Origin of the sequence: Massilia niastensis DSM 21313 (assembly GCF_000382345.1) — a bacterium.
Taxonomy (GTDB): Bacteria; Pseudomonadota; Gammaproteobacteria; order Burkholderiales; family Burkholderiaceae_D; genus Telluria; species Telluria niastensis.
Window position 1 is genome coordinate 20,256 of the sequence record NZ_KB908082.1, and the last position, 16,333, is coordinate 36,588.

At 70.5% G+C, this 16,333-nt stretch carries 16 protein-coding genes; 10 read left to right on the forward strand and 6 right to left on the reverse strand.

Features of this window, described 5'->3' with window-relative positions:
• The gene (gene nagA / locus H162_RS0105605) at positions 1-1,086 is read right to left on the reverse strand and encodes an N-acetylglucosamine-6-phosphate deacetylase (RefSeq protein ID WP_020652472.1); all 1,086 of its coding nucleotides are present in this window, start codon (positions 1,084-1,086) and stop codon (positions 1-3) included.
• Positions 1,083-1,961, reverse strand: a complete 879-nt coding sequence (locus tag H162_RS0105610) for a glucosamine kinase nucleotide-binding domain-containing protein (protein WP_020652473.1) — start codon at positions 1,959-1,961, stop codon at positions 1,083-1,085. The genes nagA and H162_RS0105610 overlap by 4 nt, the downstream gene beginning before the upstream one ends.
• Before the next feature lie 377 nt (positions 1,962-2,338).
• Here H162_RS0105610 and H162_RS35525 point away from each other — a divergent pair, with 377 nt between their 5' ends.
• Positions 2,339-2,467 carry a hypothetical protein gene (locus H162_RS35525; RefSeq protein WP_267872143.1) on the forward strand — a complete coding sequence of 43 codons (129 nt, stop codon included), beginning with the start codon at positions 2,339-2,341 and terminating at the stop codon, positions 2,465-2,467.
• A gap of 68 nt (positions 2,468-2,535) precedes the next feature.
• On the opposite strand, the gene H162_RS0105620 is transcribed toward H162_RS35525, so the two are convergent.
• Positions 2,536-3,885 carry a head GIN domain-containing protein gene (locus H162_RS0105620; protein WP_020652475.1) on the reverse strand — a complete coding sequence of 450 codons (1,350 nt, stop codon included), beginning with the start codon at positions 3,883-3,885 and terminating at the stop codon, positions 2,536-2,538.
• Between the two features lie 278 nt (positions 3,886-4,163).
• Between H162_RS0105620 and H162_RS32540 the strand changes: the two genes are divergently transcribed.
• From H162_RS32540 to bufB, 8 genes are all read left to right on the forward strand, one after another.
• Positions 4,164-7,127, forward strand: a complete 2,964-nt coding sequence (locus tag H162_RS32540) for a PAS domain S-box protein (protein WP_020652476.1) — start codon at positions 4,164-4,166, stop codon at positions 7,125-7,127.
• 73 nt (positions 7,128-7,200) lie between these two features.
• A complete protein-coding gene (locus tag H162_RS30195; RefSeq protein WP_020652477.1) occupies positions 7,201-7,719 on the forward strand; it encodes a hypothetical protein in 519 nt (172 codons plus the stop codon).
• 6 nt (positions 7,720-7,725) lie between these two features.
• Positions 7,726-9,342, forward strand: a complete 1,617-nt coding sequence (locus tag H162_RS0105635) for an AAA family ATPase (RefSeq protein WP_020652478.1) — start codon at positions 7,726-7,728, stop codon at positions 9,340-9,342.
• A gap of 1 nt (position 9,343) precedes the next feature.
• Positions 9,344-10,114, forward strand: a complete 771-nt coding sequence (locus H162_RS0105640) for a general secretion pathway protein GspB (protein ID WP_020652479.1) — start codon at positions 9,344-9,346, stop codon at positions 10,112-10,114.
• Complete coding sequence (gene mobB, locus H162_RS0105645) at positions 10,101-10,667, forward strand: molybdopterin-guanine dinucleotide biosynthesis protein B (protein WP_026354271.1); 567 nt, start codon at positions 10,101-10,103, stop codon at positions 10,665-10,667. Before H162_RS0105640 ends, mobB begins: the two co-directional genes overlap by 14 nt.
• Positions 10,668-10,689: 22 nt before the next feature.
• Positions 10,690-10,887: a YjfB family protein gene (locus tag H162_RS0105650; protein WP_020652481.1), complete on the forward strand. Its 198-nt coding sequence runs from the start codon at positions 10,690-10,692 to the stop codon at positions 10,885-10,887.
• Positions 10,888-10,991: 104 nt separating this feature from the next.
• Positions 10,992-11,300: a BufA1 family periplasmic bufferin-type metallophore gene (locus tag H162_RS0105655; RefSeq protein WP_020652482.1), complete on the forward strand. Its 309-nt coding sequence runs from the start codon at positions 10,992-10,994 to the stop codon at positions 11,298-11,300.
• Positions 11,301-11,303: 3 nt separating this feature from the next.
• The gene (gene bufB / locus H162_RS0105660) at positions 11,304-13,001 is read left to right on the forward strand and encodes an MNIO family bufferin maturase (RefSeq protein WP_020652483.1); all 1,698 of its coding nucleotides are present in this window, start codon (positions 11,304-11,306) and stop codon (positions 12,999-13,001) included.
• Here the strand turns inward: bufB and H162_RS0105665 are convergent.
• The 3 genes from H162_RS0105665 to fumC form a co-directional block, all read right to left on the reverse strand.
• The gene (locus H162_RS0105665) at positions 12,998-13,282 is read right to left on the reverse strand and encodes a DUF883 domain-containing protein (RefSeq protein ID WP_020652484.1); all 285 of its coding nucleotides are present in this window, start codon (positions 13,280-13,282) and stop codon (positions 12,998-13,000) included. The two genes, bufB and H162_RS0105665, sit on opposite strands and share 4 nt — an antisense overlap.
• A 105-nt stretch (positions 13,283-13,387) precedes the next feature.
• The gene (locus H162_RS0105670; RefSeq protein WP_026354272.1) at positions 13,388-13,600 is read right to left on the reverse strand and encodes an RNA-binding S4 domain-containing protein; all 213 of its coding nucleotides are present in this window, start codon (positions 13,598-13,600) and stop codon (positions 13,388-13,390) included.
• Between the two features lie 102 nt (positions 13,601-13,702).
• On the reverse strand, positions 13,703-15,097 hold the full coding sequence (gene fumC / locus H162_RS0105675) for a class II fumarate hydratase (RefSeq protein WP_020652486.1): 1,395 nt from the start codon (positions 15,095-15,097) through the stop codon (positions 13,703-13,705).
• A gap of 103 nt (positions 15,098-15,200) precedes the next feature.
• Here fumC and H162_RS0105680 point away from each other — a divergent pair, with 103 nt between their 5' ends.
• On the forward strand, positions 15,201-16,292 hold the full coding sequence (locus tag H162_RS0105680; protein ID WP_026354273.1) for a FimV/HubP-related protein: 1,092 nt from the start codon (positions 15,201-15,203) through the stop codon (positions 16,290-16,292).
• Positions 16,293-16,333 lie beyond the last annotated feature (41 nt).

Below are 16,333 nucleotides of genomic sequence, written 5' to 3' on the forward strand. Positions count from 1 at the left end.
TCACAGAACTTCTCCTTCGATATAAACGGCTTTGATATTCAGTTCGCGGTCGAGCACCACGAAATCGGCATGGCAGCCCGGCGCGAGGCGGCCGCGCTGGGTTTCGCCGAGGTAGTCGGCGGCATTGGTGGAGACGCGGCGGCTGGCTTCCTCGAGCGGCAGGCCGATCTTGACCAGGTTGCGCAGCGCCTGGTCCATGGTCAGGGTGGAGCCGGCCAGGGTGCCGTCGGCCAGGCGCACGCCGCCCATGCACTTGTGGACCACCTGGCGGCCCAGCATGTACTCGCCGTCCGGCATGCCGGCGGCGGCGGTCGAATCGGTCACGCAGAACAGCTTCGGGATGCAGCGCAGCGCGGTCTTGATCGCGCCCGGGTGCACGTGCAGCAGGTCGGGGATGATCTCGGCGTATTCGGCGTGCGCGAGCGCGGCGCCGACCATGCCGGGATCGCGGTGGTGCAGGCCGGGCATGGCGTTGAACAGGTGGGTGAAGCCGGCCGCGCCGTGCTCCAGGGCCGCCACGCCGACCTCGTAGTCGCCGTTGGTGTGGCCGATCTGCACGCGGATGCCGGCATCCGCGAGCGCCCGCACCAGCTCCATGTGGCCGTCGATCTCGGGCGCCACGGTGATCAGCTTCATCGGCGCCTGGGCGTCGAAGCGCTTCACTTCGTCCAGGCGGGCTTCGCGTGCGAACGGCGGCTGGGCGCCCAGCTTGCGCGAATTGATGTACGGGCCTTCCAGGTGCACGCCCAGGATGCGCGCCTCGCCCTTGCCGCGCTCGCGGCAGGCGACGCCGATGGCGGCGAGGGCGCGCTCGATGTCCTCGACCGGCGCGGTCATGGTGGTGGCCAGCAGGCTGGTGGTGCCGTGCCTGGCGTGCAGGGCGGCGATCACGTGGGCGGCGTCGCCGCCTTCCATCATGTCGCGCCCGCCGCCGCCGTGCACGTGCACGTCGATGAAGCCGGGCAGGATGTAGTCGTCGCCATTGGCGCCTGGATCGACCGGGACGCCGTCGATGGCGTCGATCCGGGCGCCGAAGCGCAGCGCGCCGTGGACCCAGCCGCCGGGCGTCAGGATGTTGCCATTCATTGTTGAGTGTCCTTCAAGTGCAATGCGATCATGCGCAGCGCGCCGGCGGCGGAGTCGCCGTGCGGGGGGCTGCAGTGCGCCAGCGTGGCGGCCGGCAAATAGGTGCGCAGCGGTTCGCCCAGGCCGCCGCACAGCGACAGCGGCAGGGCGCCGGACGGGTCGAGGGCGCGCGCGATGCTGGCCACCTCGCGGCCGGCATGCTCGAGGATGGCGAGCGCCACCGGATCGCTCGGGCCGTGCGCCACGACGTGGCGCGCCAGGCTGGCGTAGTCGGTCTGGGTGGCCTTGCCGAGCCAGACCTGGACCGCGTCGCGGGTGCCGCCGCAGGCTTCGATCACCTCGCGTGCGAAGTCGCCGCCCTGGACGCGGCCGTCGATGACCTGTTCGATGTGGTTCAGCGCGCGCAGGCCCATCCAGGCGCCGCTGGCTTCATCCCCGGCCGGGAAGCCCCAGCCGCCCACTTCGCGCCGGGTGCCGTCGGGCAGCAGCGCGTCGCCCACGCTGCCGGTGCCGATCGCGACGATCGCGCCCGGACGGCCCTGGTGCGCGCCCATCAGGGTCGAGTAGCCGTCGGTCTCGAGCACCAGGGCCGCATAGCCGGGATTGGCGGCGCGAAAATTCGCGGCCCAGTCCTTGTTGTGCACCCCCGCCAGGCCGAGGCCGATGGCGCAGGATGGCAGGGGAATGCCGTCGATGCCGATCGCCGCGAAGGCCTGGGCGACCGCGGCGTTCACCGCGTTCCAGGCGTTGGCGATGCCGTGGCGCAGGCCCGAGGGGCCGCTGGCGCCCTGGGCCAGTTCGCTGCCGTCGGCGCGGGCCAGGCGCACGCGCGTGCCGGTGCCGCCGCCATCGACGCCGATGAGATAGTCGATCATGGTAAATATGAAGAGCCGGGGAGTCAGCGCACTATAGGCAGGGCCCCCATGCTTGTCAACAGGTATTTAAGTGGTATGCAAAATTCCCGCACCGGCATACCTCGATAGCCCTTGGTTATGGGGTCAAGTGCTTGATTTGGAAGGAAAAATAATTGGTATTGTCGTTGGTATTGCCAGGGCGGGGAGCCCCATTACCCGGGAGCTCAGCGCCAGCCAGGGGCGGGTCCCGGAAAATGGGTTCGCCATGACACAGCCCGAGGGAGGACAGCATGGAACACGCACCAACGATCGCCCGCCAATAGCCATGATCGCGGGGGCGCAGCACACTTTCCGGGCGCCGCTTGGAACTGGCCGACACGCCGGATGGGCACAACGATGTGCCGCGCTTTTCCTGGACCCTGCCCGGGCCGGGCGGGGCGGTGGCGGCGCGGGGCGCCGATGCCGCGGTGCTGGACGGTGACGGCCGCCCGGCCAGCGTCACGGGATTCCTCGACGGCGCTGCCTGAGGCGGCAGGGCGCGGGAACCCGGATCCAGGCCCGGGCGGCGATGCGGGACGGGTGATCCCGCGGCCGGTTACTGGGCCGAGTGGCGGCTGCCGCTGCGGTCGACCACCAGCAGCTGGGCCTCGCCCTGGCCGTGGCGGCGCTCGCGGCCGGCGACGTGGACCGCCGCGGTGCCCGGGCCGCGCACCGCGATGTCGGCGCGGCCGGCCGTCAGCCGGCGGCCTTCCAGGCTGCCCGAACCGCTCATCTGGGCCCGCACCAGGTCGACCCTGCCGTCGATATGGGCGCCGCCCGGACCGCTCATCTTCAGCAGCAGGCGCTTGCCCGCCATGCTCGCCTTCAGGTCGCCCGAGCCATGCAGGTCGGCGTCGAGCGTGTCGGAGACCTGGGCCAGCTCCACCGTGCCCGGCCCGCGGTTCTTGATGGTGGCCTTGCGCACCGCGAGTTCATCGCCATCGAGGTCGCCGGAGCCGCTCAGCTCCGCATTCAGCTCGGCCACCGTGCCGGCCAGCGTCGCATTGCCCGGGCCGCCGAGGCGCAGCACGGCGCTCCTGGCCTGCAGGCCGCTGGCATCGAGTTCGCCCGAGCCGCTGATCTCGGCGTCGAGCTTGCGGATCGAGCCGGCCACGCAGGCATTGCCCGGGCCGCGCTGGACGGTGCTGACGCTTTCCGCCGCCAGCGAGCAGGCGATCAGGTCGCCCGAGCCGCTGATCTCGGCGCGCAGTTCGCGGCTGGTTCCGCTCAGCCGCATGCTGCCGGGACCGCTCATGCGCGCCTGCAGGCGCGCCAGGCGCAGGTCGTCCGCTTCCAGGTCGCCCGAGCCGCTGACCGTGGCCAGCAGTTCGTTGCCGACGCCGGACAGGCGCACGTCGCCCGGACCCGACATGGTCAGCTCGACGTTGGCCGCCTTCACGCGGTGCAGGTCGGCGTCGCCGCTGCCGCTGACACGCAGCGCCAGTTCGCGCACCGCGCCCGACGCCTGCAGGTCGCCCGGACCGTCGACGCTGACGCTGAGGCGGTCGCCGCCAACGTGGTCGAGCTCGACGTCGCCGCTGCCCGACATCTTCAGGCTGCGCAGCTGCTGGGCGGTGATGCTGATGGTGACGGTGTCGCGGCGCTTGCCGAAGCCGAAATGGAAACCGTTGCGCTCGACCGGCCGCACCACCAGCGTATCGCCCCGCACCACGGTCTCGATCTCGTCGAGCTGCTGGCGCTCGCCGGACAGCTCGATCCCCGGGCGGCCCTGCGCGCGCACGACGACGCGGTAGGGGCCGGACAGCTCGATGGCGCTGAACGCCCCGATGCTGCGCTGCTCGGCGACGACGACGGCGGATGCCGGTTCGGCCTGGCTGGCCTGGGCCGCGAGGAGGCCGGCGCCGATGGCGGCGGCCAGGAGGGTGTGCTTGATGACGGTCTTCATGTGGTTCTGGTCGTTGGGAGCGATCGGAGACTGGACGATAGGGCAAAACGCGGCGCTGCGTGGACGAGAGGCGACGGAACCGCGATTTCGTGGTGCGAAATGCACAACAGGGCGATGGACGGCGCGGCTCCCGGCCCGCTGCTTCGGCCCGTCCATATTAGCAGGGAGCGCCAGTCGATTCAGTCGTGCAATTGTCACGAGAGGGCAAAGGTGTGGCGCTGGCGTCATGTTGTTTTTTGAACTAGTCTGTGGATTCATCCAGACGGACTGGTTTGCCGATGGCCGATCCCCGCACCACCTTTGCCAGCGCCGGCATCGACGACGTGCTGATCACGGACCAGCTTGCCGTCAGGCCGGCACGGACGCCGGACTATCGCGCCGAGAGCGAGGCGATGGCGGCGCTCGCGCGCGCGCTGGCGGTGAATCCGCGCGGCGTCATGGACAGGCTGGTCGAGCTGGTGCTGCCCCTGTGCCGGGCCGACTCGGCCGGCATCAGCCTGTTCGAGCCCGGCGGCGAGCATGGCCTGTTCCGCTGGCACGCCATCGCCGGCGCCTTTGCCCATCACCTCGGCGGCACCATGCCGGGCGAAGCCAGTCCCTGCAGCACCGTGTTGTTGCGCAACGAGGTGCTGCTGTTCAGCGAGCCCGAGCGCCATTTTCCCGCCTTGCGCGGTCTCAGCCCGCATACCCACGAAGCCCTGCTGGTCCCCTGGGTCGTCGATGGCGTCCCGGTCGGCACCGTGTGGGCGCTCGCCCATGGCCTCGAGCGCCGCTTCGACGCCGAGGATGCGCGGCTGCTGCGCAGCCTGGCCGACTTCGCCGCCGCCAGCCACCGCACGGTCATGGCGTTCGAGGCCGCGGAAACGGCGCGCCGGCACGTGGAGCTCGAGGTGGCGCAGCGCACCCGCGAACTGGCCGGCGCCAACGAGCAGCTGCGCCGGATGGTCGAGACGCGCGCGCGGTCCGAGGCCGCCCTGCGCGAATCGAACAGCTTCCTGCGCAGCGCGATGTCGATCGAGACGGTGGGCGTGCTGTTCTTCGACCTCGACGGCAACGTGGTCGACTGCAATGCGGCCTTCGAGCGCATGTGCGGGTATTGCCTGGCCGAGCTGCGCGCGCTGCCGCACTGGGAGCAGCTGACGGCGCCCGGCTTCCATGAAGTGACCGGACGGGCGGCCGGCGAACTGGCCGATTCCGGCAAGACCCGGCCCTACATGAAGGAATTCGTGTGCAAGGACGGCAGCACCCGCTGGGCGCTGTGCGCGCCGAGCCGGCTCTCCGGCAGCGGCGAGGCCTCGCGCTGCATCGAGTTCATCCTCGACATCAGCGAGTACAAGCGCCAGGAGGAGGCGCTGCGCGAGCGCGAGGAGCGCTTCCGCATCCTGATCGAAGGAGTGGCCCAGGCCCAGTGGGAAACCAATCCCGGCGGGCTGGTGGTGGCCGATTCGCCGAGCTGGCGCGCCTTCACCGGCCAGAGCGTCGACGAGTGGATGGGCTATGGCTGGGTCAACGCGATCCATCCCGACGACCGCGAGGCGGCCCTGCAGCAGTGGACCGAGGCGGTGGCGGCGCGGCGCGTGCTGAACACCGAGTTCCGCCTGCGCAGGCCGAACGGGAGCTGGTGCTGGACCAATGCCCGGGCGGCGCCCCAGGTCGGGCCGGATGGCAGGATCCAGCGCTGGATCGGGCTGAACATCGACATCGACGAACGCCGGCGCACCCAGGAAGAGCTGCGCGAAAGCGAAATGCGCTTCCGCACCCTGGCCGACGCCGCGCCCGCCCTGATCTACGAGTTCGACGCCGATTCCGGGATGGTGTACGCCAACCGCAAGTGCCAGGAAGTGTTCGGCCGGACGGGCGAGCCGATCGCCAGGAGCGTCTGGCGCGAGCGGCTCCATCCCGACGACGCGCCCGGCTACCTGGAGATCGTGGACCTGGCGATCGAGGGCCATACGACCTTCCAGGCGCGCGTGCGGGTGCAGGACGCGCATGGCCGCTGGCGCTGGTTCGAGAGCCATGGCGCGCCGCGCTTCCACGCCAGCGGCGTCTATCGCAGCCATGTCGGCATCTCGCTCGACATCACCGACGCCGTGCGCATCGAGGAAGAACTGAAGGATGCCGACCGCCGCAAGGACGAATTCCTGGCGACCCTGGCGCACGAGCTGCGCAATCCGCTGGCGCCGATCAGCAACGCGGTGCACCTGCTGCGCCGTCCGGACGGCCGCCGCGCCGCCGACCGGCTGGTCGAGATGGTCGGGCGCCAGGTGCGCCAGATCGTGCGCCTGGTCGACGACCTGCTGGAAGTGTCGCGCATCACGCGCGGCAAGCTGGTCCTGAGCATGGAGACGGTGGCGCTGGCCGATATCGTCGCCACGGCGGTCGAGACCAGCACCCCGGTGATCGAGCAGGGCCAGCACCGGCTCGAGGTCACGCTGCCCGATCCGCCCGTCATGCTGGAGGCCGACAGGGTGCGCCTGACCCAGGTGCTCTCCAACCTCCTCAACAACGCGGCCAAGTACACCGACCGCGGCGGCTGCATCCGGCTCAGCGCCTGGCGCGAGGGCGACGAGGTGGCGCTGTCGGTGCGCGACAACGGCATCGGCATCCCGGCCGAGAGCCTGCCGCACGTATTCGAGATGTTCGCCCAGGTGCACCGCGACAGCTGGCGCGGCCAGGGCGGCCTGGGCATCGGCCTGACCATGGTGCGCAGCCTGGCCGAGATGCACGGCGGCCGGGTCGAGGCGCGCAGCGCGGGGGTGCAGCAGGGCAGCGAATTCATCGTCCACCTGCCGCTGTCCGGCGCCGGCGAGGGGGACGGGCAGGCGCAGGGAACGGGCGCCCGGTCCGACGCGCCGCTGCGCGGCCAGCGCATCCTGGTGGTCGACGACAACCGGGATGCCGCCGATTCGCTGGCCATGCTGCTGCACGGCGATGGCGCCGAGGTGCGCGCCGTCTATGGCGGGGAAGCGGCGCTGGCCGCCGTCGCGGAATTCCATCCTTCCACCGTCCTGCTCGACCTCGGCATGCCGGGCATGGACGGCTTCGAGACCGCGCGCCGCCTGCGCGCCCTGGAGGGCGGGCGCGCGCTGGGCCTGGTCGCGCTGACCGGGTGGGGACAGGAGGCCGACCGGCGCCGGACCCAGGAAGCGGGTTTCGACCGCCACCTGACCAAGCCGGTCGACATCCGGGCGCTCGAAGCCTATTTATTGCAGGCCAGGCCGGCGCCGGGGCCGGGCGCATGAGGTTGTTGCCACAGGGAAGGTGGCCCGGGCGCGTGGGCGATGTCATAATGGGGGATTGTCGAAGGAGAAGCTTGTGATCCGCCACCAGGAAGCGCGCACGCGCGCGGCCCGACGCCCAGCAGTCACCCTGAGCTTGCCTTGGGCCCTTGCGGCCGGCCTGGCGCTGGCCTGCGCCCAGGGCCGGGCGGCGCCGTCCACCTTCGGTCCCGTCATCGGCAGCGCGCTGCTGTGCCGCAGCGGGCTCGACAACGCGTATTTCCACGAATACCTGAGCAAGTCCTTCGGCCCCCCGTACAAGCGCGAAGGCGGGGCCTGGTGGTTCCGCGTCGACGCCACCCTGTGGGGCGCGCAGGTACGGGAAGTGATGGTCAGCGACGACAGCAGCGACCTGGTGTTCGTGGCGGCCCTCACCGACAGCACGCCCGAGGAGCTGGAAAAATCGGTGCGCGAAGCTGCCGGCACCGCCTTCAAGGCGGTCGACGCCTCGCCCCATCCGCTGCGCAGGTCGAATCCCGGCAGTACGATTGCGTACGCCAATGACAAAAGCAAAATATACTGCGCAAAGTTCAAATCGCAGCCGGCAGGACGCTAGCCACGCATGTACAAGCATTTCTTCCATCTGAAACAGGCGCCGTTCTCGATCGCGCCGGATCCGCGCTACCTCTTCATGAGCGAGCGTCACCGCGAGGCGCTGGCCCACCTGCTGTACGGGATCGGCAGCGGCGGCGGCTTCGTGCTCCTGACCGGCGAGATCGGCGCCGGCAAGACCACGGTGTGCCGCTGCTTCATCGAGCAGATCCCGGAGAACTGCCGGCTGGCCTATATCTTCAATCCCAAGCTGACGGTCGAGGAACTGCTGCTGACGGTGTGCGACGAGCTGCATATCGCGCTGCCGCCGGCCAGCGCCGGGCCGCTCGGGGTCAAGGGCTATGTGGATGCGATCAACCGCTACCTGCTCGACGCCCACGCCCAGGGCCTGAACAACGTGCTGGTGATCGACGAGGCGCAGAACCTGTCGCCGGAAGTGCTGGAGCAGCTGCGCCTGCTGACCAACCTCGAGACCAGCGAACGCAAGCTGCTGCAGATCATCCTGATCGGCCAGCCGGAGCTGCGCGCCATGCTGGCGCGTCCGGAGCTGGAGCAACTGGCCCAGCGCGTGATCGCGCGCTACCACCTGGGACCGCTGGGCGAGGCGGAGACCGGCGCCTACATCGGGCACCGCATGGCGGTCGCCGGGGCCGCCGGCACGCCGTTCGGGGCGGCCCTGACCCCGCTGATCCACCGCCTGACCCAGGGGGTGCCGCGCCGCATCAACCTGCTGTGCGACCGCGCGCTGCTCGGCGCCTATGTCGAGAACAGCCCGCAGGTCACCCGCACCATCCTGCAGAAGGCAGCGGCCGAAGTGTTCGCCGGCGAGGGTCCGGCCAACCGCGCCACCGGCCGCGCGGCCGCGCGCTGGCCCATGCTGGCCGGCGGCGTGCTGGCCGGCGCGGCGCTCAGCGCGGCGGCGGCCTGGCAGATCATGCCGCACCCCGCGCAGGAACCGGCGCCGGCGGCCAGGCTCGTGGCCAAGGGCACGCCGGCAGCGGCGCCGGCGGCCGCGGCGCCGCGTCCCGCCGCGATTCCTGTGCAATCGGGCGAGAGCGATGCGCTGCGCGCCCTGGCGGCCTTGTGGGGCCAGCCGCTGGCGGATGGCAACCCATGCGCCGCCGCGCTGCGCCTGAACCTGCGCTGCCACCAGGGCAGGGGAGGCCTGTACGAACTGCGCCTGCTCGACCGCCCGGCCGTGGTCACCCTGCACGACGGACCGCGCACCGGCTATGCGGTGCTGGCCGCGATGGACGAGCACAGCGTGACCCTGAGCGCGGACGGACGGCGCGAGCGCATCGGGATTCCCGCCTTCGTCGCGCGTTTCGGCGGCGAGTTCACCACCTTCTGGCGCATGCCGCGCGGTTTCCGCGACGAGGTGCGCGAAGGCGACCAGGGGCCGGACGTCGACTGGCTCGGCGCGCGCCTCGCGCAGCTGAACAAGGCCACGCAGCCGGCCCTGGACCGGCCCTTCGATGCGCGCACCAGGGAATGGCTGCGCGCCTTCCAGGCGGCGCAGAGCCTGAAGGCGGACGGCGTCGCCGGGCCGCGCACCTACATGCGTCTCAACCAGCTGTCCGGCGTGCCGGAACCGCGCCTGCTCGCGGCCTCAGGGACGGGGAAATAATATGTCCTACATTCTCGAAGCACTCAAGAAAGCCCAGGCCGAGCGCCAGCTGGGCAACGCCCCGACCATCCATGCGCCCGCGCCGACCTACACGCCGCAGGCCGCTGCCGCGCCCGGGCGCCGCCAGCTCCTGATCGGCCTCGGCGCCGGCGCGCTGGTGGCCGCCGCCGCCGTCTTCCTGTGGCCGCGCCCGGCCGCCGTGCCGCCGGTGCAGGTGGCCGCCGCGCCGGCCGCCGTCCAGCCGGCCCCGGCCCCGGCCCCGGTCCCGGTCCCACAGGCGCCGGTTCCTGCGGCAGCGCCGACGCCGGCGCCGGAACCCGCGCGCGCGGAACCGAAACCCGCGAAGGCCGAGAAGCCCGAGCAGCCCGAGAAGCCCGCCAAGCCTGCTGCAGTCAGGGCAGAACGCGAGACCGAACCTGCGCAGCCGGCGCCGAAGAAGGCCGAGCCGGCGCCGGTGGCGGCCGCCGAGCCGGCGCGCGTGGCGACGCCCGCTCCCGCTCCTGCTCCCACTTCCGCGCCCCCGTCCCAGGCGGCGGGCGAGGAGGGCGTGCGCAGCCTGCAGGAGCTGCCGGAAGCCATCCAGCGCGAGATCCCGAAGGTGGCCCTCGGCGGCTACATCTATTCGCCGAATCCGGCCGAGCGCCTGCTGCTGGTGGATAAGATGCTGCGCCGCGAAGGCGAGGAAGTGGCGCCCGGGCTGGTGCTGGAGCGCCTGCTGCCGAAAGCGGCCGTGATGAACTACCGTGGTTATCGCTACCGTGTCGCCTACTGAGGCCCGGCCCGCGGGACGGGTGCTGGCGGTGGTGGGCTGGTCCGGCAGCGGCAAGACCACGCTGCTGGAAGGCCTGGTGGCGCGCCTGGCGGCGGACGGCTTGCGCGTGAACGTCATCAAGCACAGCCACCACGACATCGAGCTGGAGCCGCCGCGCAAGGACAGCGCGCGCCTGCGCATGGCCGGCGCGGCCGAGGTCATGATCGCCTCGCCCTACCGGATCGCCATCATGCGCGAGCTGCGCGGCGCGCCCGAACCGCCGCTGGCCGAGCAGGTGGCGCGCCTCAACCCGGCCGACCTGACCCTGGTGGAAGGCTACAAGTGGGAGCCGCTGCCCAAGCTCGAGGTGTTCCGGCCGGCGCTGGGCAAGCCGCCGCTGTATCCCGAAGACGCCGCCATCCAGGCCGTGGTCTCGGATGTGCCGCGCCCGCTGGACGCCGCCGCCGGCGTCGCCTGGCTGGACCTGAACGACCTCGAGGCGGTCCTCGGGTGGTTGCACAATTGGATACAATTCAGTCCTAAAGTTTCTTTGCAGAACGTCGTTACAGGCTGAACGCCTTATCAGGAGAAACGAGATGGACGTCAATCAAATTGCAGGCCTGGCAACGAGCATGGCCGAAACCGGCACCCGGCACGAAGTCGGCATGACCATGCTGAAGCGCGCACAGGATATCGCGAAGGATCACTCGACCCAGCTGATCGAGTCGGTGAAGGCCTCCAGCCCGCCGAACCTGCCGCCCCACCTCGGCAACCGTATCAACACCACGGCCTGAACGGCCGTTGCGGCATCGCAAGCGGTCGGCGCGGCCCGGCGCTTGAGTTTTTTGCGCCGCCGGGCGACACTGGCGGCCATGTCTACCATTCACCGGAGTTCCCGATGACGCACCGCCACGCCCTGATCGCCGCCGCCCTTGCCGGTGTTTGCGCCGCCCCTGTTGTCGCCAGCGAGCAGATGGGCAGCCCGAAGGCGGACCAGGAAACCTGCTACGGCGTGGCGAAGGCGGGCCAGAACGACTGCGGCACCGCCACCCATGGCTGCGCCGGCATGGCCGCGGCCGACAACGACCCGGCCGAATGGAAGTTCGTCGCCAAGGGCACCTGCACCAGGCTGGGCGGCTCGCTCAAGCCGGCCAAGGCGGACCAGGCCGGCAAGGCGGACGCCGGCAAGGTGGACACCAGTAAATAAGCCGTGCCGGCGCTGGAGCATGCCGGCGTCGGCGTCGGGCTGCGCACCCCGCATGTCCGCGCCTTCCTCGACCGGCGCCAGCCGGTCGGCTGGATCGAAGTCCATTCCGAAAACTACCTGAACCAGTCGGGCTGGGACTGGCACGTGCTGGGCCGGCTGCGGCGCGATTATCCGCTCGGCCTGCACGGCGTCGGCCTGGGACTGGGCTCGGTGCACGGCTTCTCCGATGCGCACCTCGCGCGGGTGCGGGCGCTGGTCGACGCCGTCGATCCCTTCCTCGTTTCCGAACACCTGAGCTGGGGCGCGCTGGCCGGGCGCCAGCTCAACGACCTGCTGCCGCTGCCGCTCGACGCGGCCGCGCTGGCGCTGCTGTGCGCGCGGGTCGGGCGGGTGCAGGATGCGCTGGGGCGGCGCATCCTGGTCGAGAACGTGTCCGCCTACGTGCGCTTCCGCGGCGACGCCATGAGCGAGGCCCAGTTCCTGGCCGAGCTGGCGCAGCGCAGCGGCTGCGGCATCCTGCTCGACGTGAACAACCTGTACGTGAACCAGCGCAACCACGGCGAGGACGCCCTCGCCGCCATCGCCGCGCTGCCGCCGGGCAGCGTGGGCGAAATCCACCTGGGCGGGCACCTCGAGACGCCGGAGGCGCTGGTCGACCACCACGGCGCCGCCATCGCGCCGCCGGTGTGGGCGCTGTACCGGGCCGCGCTGGCGCGCTTCGGGCGCGTCCCTTCGCTGGTCGAGTGGGATACCGAGGTCCCGGCGCTCGAGGTCCTGCTGGACGAGGCGGACAAGGCGCGTGCGATCGCGCTCGCCTTCGATCCTCGCCCTGATCCGCCACGATCCGCGCCACTCCCGGCTGCCGCGCCGCAGGCGCAGGTGCAGGTGCAGACGCAGGCGCTGGCCGGCCTGCAGGAAGCCTTCGGACGCGCCCTGGCCGATCCCGGCCACGACGGGACGCTGGCAGCGCATCTGGCGGGGCATGCACGGCTCGGGATCTACCGCGGCAACCTGGCCGCCGGCTGGCGCCGCGCGCTGGGGAATGCCTATCCCGTCATCGAACAGCTGGTCGGCGGGGAATGCTTCGGCGGGCTGGCGCGCGCCTATGGCCGCGCCCACCCGTCGCAGGATCCGGACCTGAACCGCTTCGGCGCGGACTTCGCCGCCTTCCTCGAAGGATTCGCACCGGCGGCGCAGTTGCCTTATCTGGCGGACATGGCGCGCCTCGAATGGGCGGTGCACCTGGCCGCCCTGGCGCCGGACGCCAGGGCGCTCGATGCGGCGGCGCTGTCGGGACTGGACCCGGCGCGGCTGGCGGCGGCGCGCTTCACCCTGCATCCGTGCTGCGTCCTGCAGCGCAGCGCCTGGGCGGTGGCGCCGCTGTGGCGCGCGCACCGGCAGGAGGGAAGGGCTTTTCCCGCGGCCATGGACGTGCCGGGTGCGCTGCTGGTGCTGCGCGCGGCCTGGCGTGTCGAGGTGGTGGAGCTGGGCGCTTTCGAGTACGCCGCGCTGGCGCGGCTGGCGGCGGGGGAGGCGCTGGCGGACGCGCTCGATACGGCGTGCGCCGGGGTGGAAGCCGAGGGCGGGGATGTGCCGGACATGGGCGCGATGCTGCGCCGCTGGTTCGACCTGGGCGTCGTGGCCGCGATTGCGGCGGACGGCGCCCGCCAAGGCGTGTGTTCGGCGGGGACGGGCGACTAGTGGAAGGCGCGCAGGATGCGCTCTTCGCCGGTCCGGTCGCGGTAACGCTCGTTGGCGGCGCGGGTGGCGGCCATCATGCGTTCCAGCTGGGCGTCCTCGAAGCGCGCCAGTTCCTCATTCGCCGCTTCCAGCGCCAGGGTGAGCTTGGCGCGCGCGTTCTGGTAGATCGTGCTGGTGCAATGATCGGTATTCTTGAGCAGTTCTTCCGCGTTTTCGATCACGAGGCGCAGGTCGCCGATCAGCTGTTCCTGGGACTGCGCGCGGGATTCCGGGGTTTCCATCGTCTTCACCTTTGAGCTGCATTGATGACGTCTTAAAATATAAACAAGGAAGCCCCGCTCTGTTTGTTAGCGCGCAAACATAAGCCGCCACTTGGCGGCACCGGTTTACTGGACGCTGATCCGCACGTCGCCGATCGTGACGGTCTGTCCGCTGCGGATTTTCGCGGTCTTGCGCAGCTCCTGTTTACCATCGACCGACACCACGCCGCTGGCCACCAGGTTCTTGCCGGCGCCGCCGCTGTCGACCAGGCCGACCAGCTTCAGGAGCTGGTTAACCTCGACAAATTCTGATGTCAAATCGAAAACTATTTTTTGCATTCTATCCTCGGGATGGTGGGAGCGGCGTACGATTCACGAGGCCGCCTGAAGGCGACCCTGGCGCCGCCGGAAGGCGGTCGCCAACGTTCCTTCTGTAATGAATTACGCTGGATCGGGGCGGGTCATCTCGATCGGGACGATCCACTGGTCGAACTGCTGTTCGTCCACGAACCCCGTCTGCAGCGCGGCCTGGCGCAAGGTCAGGCCTTCCTGCGACGCCTTCTTGGCGATCTGCGCGGCGCGATCATACCCGATATGCGGCGCCAGCGCGGTCACCAGCATCAGCGATTTTTCCATCAGCTCGCCGATCCGCTCGCGGTTCGGTTCGATGCCCTGGGCGCAGTGCTCGTCGAAGGAGCGCATGCCGTCGGCCAGCAGGCGCGCGCTCTGCAGGAAGTTATGGGCGATCATCGGCTTGAACACGTTCAGCTCGAAGTTGCCCTGGGAGCCGCCGACCGTGATCGCCACGTCGTTGCCGAACACCTGGCAGCACAGCATGGTCAGCGCCTCGCACTGGGTCGGGTTGACCTTGCCCGGCATGATCGAGCTGCCCGGCTCGTTCTCGGGGATGGTGATCTCGCCCAGGCCCGAGCGCGGGCCGGAGGCCATCCAGCGCACGTCGTTGGCGATCTTCATCAGGGCGGTGGCGAGGGTCTTGAAGGCGCCGTGCGCGGCCACCATGGCGTCGTGGCCCGCCAGGGCCATGAACTTGTTGGCCGCGCTCTTGAACGACAGGCCGGTGCGCGAGCCCAGTTCGGCCGCGATGCGCGGCGCGAATTCGGGGTGGGCGTTCAGGCCGGTGCCGACCGCGGTGCCGCCGGCGGCCAGCGCCAGCAGGCCGGGCAGGGAAGCGCGGATCGCCGCCTCGGAGAATTCGAGCTGGGCGACGTAGCCGGAGAATTCCTGGCCCAGAGTCAGCGGGGTGGCGTCCTGCAGGTGGGTGCGGCCGATCTTGACGATCGGGGCGAACTCGCGCGCCTTGCGTTCCAGGGTGCCGCGCAGCTGCGCCAGCGCCGGCAGCACGTCCTTGGCCACGGCGATGGCGGCCGCCACGTGCATCGCGGTCGGGAAGATGTCGTTCGACGACTGGCCCATGTTGACGTGGTCGTTCGGGTGCAGCAGGCGGCTTTCGCCGCGTTCGCCGCCCATCAGCTCGGAGCCGCGGTTGGCCAGCACCTCGTTCATGTTCATGTTGCTCTGGGTGCCGGAGCCGGTCTGCCAGACCGCCAGCGGGAACTCGCCTGGGTGGCGGCCGTCGAGCACCTCGTCGGCGGCCTTCATGATGGCGTCGGCCTTGTCGGCGGGCAGCTTGCCGAGCGAGCGGTTGACCGCCGCCGCCGCGCGCTTGACCTGGGCCAGCGCCGCGACCAGTTCCGGCGCCATGCGCTCGCTCGAAATATGGAAGTGGTGGAGCGAGCGCTGCGTTTGCGCGCCCCAGAGCTGGTTGGCCGGCACCTCGATCGGGCCGAAGCTGTCCTTCTCGATCCTGTTTTCCATGACATTTCCTGTTTTGCAAGCTGGGATTAAAGAGTTTACCGCAATGTCCGTTATTTACGTTCGGGCTTACTGGATTCTCTTCCCTATGGCATGCCGCCTTCCTTTGTTACTGATTTCCGCGCTGCTTGCCGGCGCGGCCCCCGCCGCCGAACTGGGCGAACCACGCGTCGGCTCCTACATGGGCCAGCCCCTGGTGGCCGACATCGAACTGACCCTGCTGGAAGACCCGGCCACGGCGGTCCAGGTGCGCCTGGCCCATCCGAACGTCTATCGCGGCGCGAATATCGGCATGCCGCACGTGCTGTCGACATTGAGCATGTCCGTGGTGCGGCGCGACGGCCGCCAGTTCCTGCACGTGACCTCGCTGGCGCCGGTCGAATCGACCCACCTGCACCTTTACCTGGAGCTGGCGGACGGCAGCCAGCGCGGCGTGCGCCTGGCGACGCTGTGGCTGGCGCCGGATCCGCATCCGGCGCCGCCGCCCGTGCCTGTGAAGGTGTCGGATCCGGTGCCGGTCGCGCCCAGGGCGGTGCAAGCGGCGCCTGTCGCCGCGCCGGCGCCGGCAGTGCCCAAGCCGGTGGCGTCGAAACCTGCCGTGCCCAAGGCGCCGCCGGCCGCACCCAGGCTGGCCGAGGAAAAGCCGGTGCAGCCCAAGCCTGCGGCGGCGCCGAAAGCGCCGCCCGCCGAAGCGAAGTCCCTGCCTGTGCCGCTGCCGTCGCCGGCAGCAGCGCAGCCGGCGCCGGCAGCCTGTCCGGCCGTGACACAGGAAGCGTCCAGGGCCTGCGTCGTGCTCGACGTCAAGAACGCGCAGCTGCGCGAGCAGATCGGCCAGCTGGAAGACAAGGTCAAGGTCCTGCAGGTGGCGTTGGGCGCGAAACCTGCCGACGTGGCCGGTCCCAGGCCGGCGGACGCGAACAAGCCGCATCCGGTCCGGAAGAAGCGCAAGCCCGAGCCGGAGCCGGAGGAGGGCTGGCCCTGGGGCTGGATCGGCGGCGCGGCCGCGGCCGTGCTGGCGCTGGCGGGCGCGCTGGTAGCCGTGCGCCGGCGCAAGGGAGGGAAGGCGAAGGCTCCGGCGGTGCCGGCGGTGCCGCTCATGGCGCGTCTCCGCCAGCGGCTTTCTCGTAAGAAAAAGGCCGCCGCCCCGGTCGAACCGAGCCTGGACGAGTCCGAGCACGACACGTCTACACAAGTCTGATGTTTACGTTATACTGGGTTTGTGGTCGACGAGATCACAGA